The organism is Protofrankia sp. CiP1_Cm_nod2, from assembly GCF_920664355.1.
Lineage (GTDB): Bacteria > Actinomycetota > Actinomycetes > Frankiales > Frankiaceae > Protofrankia.
The window spans coordinates 1,039-2,783 of sequence record NZ_CAKKTL010000399.1 but is presented as its reverse complement, the minus strand read 5'-3'; the positions used below and the strand labels follow the sequence as shown (position 1 = coordinate 2,783).

Here is a 1,745-nt window from a genome sequence, read left to right as displayed (position 1 = left end):
ACGTCGGCCTGCCCACGGACGCCGACGGGCTGGCGGCCGTCCGCGCCGCCGTGGGCGACTACCGGGTGGCGCTGGCCGGGCTGTGGCCGGCGGCGCAGGCGCTCGACCGGGCCCGGCAGGCCGCCGCCGAGGCCGAACGCGAGCTCGGCCTCGCGGTGGAGCAGCGCGAGCAGGCCAGCCAGGCGTCCGAGCTGGCCGACGCCCAGGCCGAGGCCGCGGCCGGACGCCACCGCGTCCTGGTCGAGACCGCCGGCGCCGGGGTCGACGAGCTGTACCGCAAGCTCGACGCGGTCGCCACCGAGCTGGCCCGCTGCGACGCCGACGAGCGGACGGCCCGCCGCGTCGAGCAGGATGCCCGCGACGAGCGCGGCAGGGCCGAGGGGCGGCGCGAGAAGCTACGCGAGTCGATCACCGCTGCCGCCGCCGAACGCGACCGGGCGATCGACGCCCTGCGGGCCTTCGTCACCACCGGGCTGCTGGAGATCGCCGTGCCCGGCCTGGAGCTGCCGGACCCGGCCGAGCAGTGGGCGCCGACGCCGGCCATCGCGCTGGCCCGCGCCGTCAACGCCGCCCTCGAGGGGGCCGACGACGGCGACCGGCGCTGGGAGCTGATCCAGCAGCGTGTCTCGGCCGAGCACAAGGTGCTCACCGACGCGCTGTCCCGGCACGGCCACTCGGTCGGGATGACCGTGCGTGACGGCATCATCGTGGTGGACGTGGTGTTCCAGGGCCGCCGGCAGGCCATCGCGGCCCTGGTCGCCGCGCTGGAGACGGAGACCGGGCAGCGGGCGATGCTGCTGTCCGCGAAGGAACGCGAGATCCTGGAGAACCATCTCGTCAACGAGGTGGCCGGCACCCTCCAGGAACTGATCACCGGCGCGGAGGAGCAGGTCAGGGCGATCAACAGCGATCTTGCCGAGCGCCCCACGTCCACCGGGATGCGGCTGCGGCTGCTCTGGCGGGCCGCCCACGACGCCCCGGAGGGGTTCGGCCGGGTACGCGACCGGCTGCTACGGCAGACCGCGGACGCCTGGAGCGCGGCGGACCGGGCCGCGGTCGGCGCCTTCCTCCAGGAGGAGATCAACCGGAAGCACGCCGACGACACCACCGGCGGCTGGGCCGAGCAGCTGACCCAGGCCCTGGACTACCGGCGGTGGCACGCGTTCGCCATCCAGCGCCACCAGGACGGCCAGTGGCGGCCGGCGGCCGGGCCGGCCTCCGGCGGCGAACGGGTGCTCGCCGCCTCCGTGCCGCTGTTCGCCGCCGCGTCGTCGTTCTACACCTCGTCGGGCAACCCCAGCGCCCCCCGCCTGGTCGCGCTGGACGAGGCGTTCGCCGGGGTGGACGACGACTCGCGGGCCAAGTGCCTGGGCCTGCTCGCCGCGTTCGACCTGGACGTGGTGATGACCAGCGAACGCGAGTGGGGCTGCTACCCGCAGGTCCCGGGCCTGGCGATCGCGCAGCTCGCCCGCCGGGAGGACATCGACGCCGTCCTCGTCACCCCCTGGCGCTGGGACGGCCGGGAGCGCGTGCGGGCCGAGCGACCGGCCCCCTACCTGCCCCAGCCGGCCCCGGTGCCCACCCCGGCCGACGCCGGCGCCCTGCCGCCGGACGGCCTGCCGTTCGAATGACGACCTGATCGAATGACGACCCCTCGAACGACCGCTGACGCCCGCCAGCCGCACCCGCCGTCGACCACGGGCCGTGTGCGCCCGGCCATCGAACGGCCGCCGGCCGGGCTTCGG

The 1,745-nt window shown here is 76.3% G+C and carries 1 protein-coding gene; it reads left to right on the top strand.

What is annotated here, in order from left to right; translation table 11 throughout:
* Positions 1 to 1,631 (top strand): TIGR02680 family protein (locus tag NBW84_RS23935; protein ID WP_250287605.1); only part of this gene is annotated, 1,631 nt, incomplete at its 5' end.
* Positions 1,632 to 1,745 lie beyond the last annotated feature (114 nt).